Genomic DNA, 401 nt, shown 5'->3' with positions numbered 1-401 from the left:
TCGTCGATCACGTCGGGATTCGCATCCAGCCAGACCTGCACGTCGTCGGCATGACCGTCGAGGCCCTCGCCGGCGGCCTTCTGCAGCTTCTCGATGATCGCGACCGTGTCGTCCTCGTAGCCGACGATGAAGACGTGCCCGTTCGCATGGGCGAGCTTCCGCGGCGCGTGACGCGGAGTCGGCGGGAGCAGCCTGTTGTAGGTCTTGATGAGCGCGTCGACGTCACCAAGGTCTTCGCACTCCGCGTCCGTCGTGTAGATCATGCCGCGCTGCTCGACGTTGTTCCGCACCCGGCGCGCCAGCAGCTCGTGCTCGCGGCCCTTGGCATCGAGGCTCTCCGCGAGATCGGCGAAGCGCGGGTTGTGCCCGCTCGGCGACGTGCAGAACGGCATCTTGTCGAA

The 401-nt window shown here is 66.6% G+C and carries 1 pseudogene; it reads right to left on the bottom strand.

What is annotated here, in order from left to right:
- Positions 1-401: pseudogene (locus M3630_RS30695) on the bottom strand (helicase); the annotation flags it as partial.

The organism is Brevibacillus sp. MER 51 (assembly GCF_023714195.1).
Taxonomy (GTDB): Bacteria; Bacillota; Bacilli; order Brevibacillales; family Brevibacillaceae; genus Brevibacillus.
The sequence above is the reverse complement of the archived record's forward strand: the minus strand, read 5'-3'. Positions and strand labels throughout refer to the sequence as shown.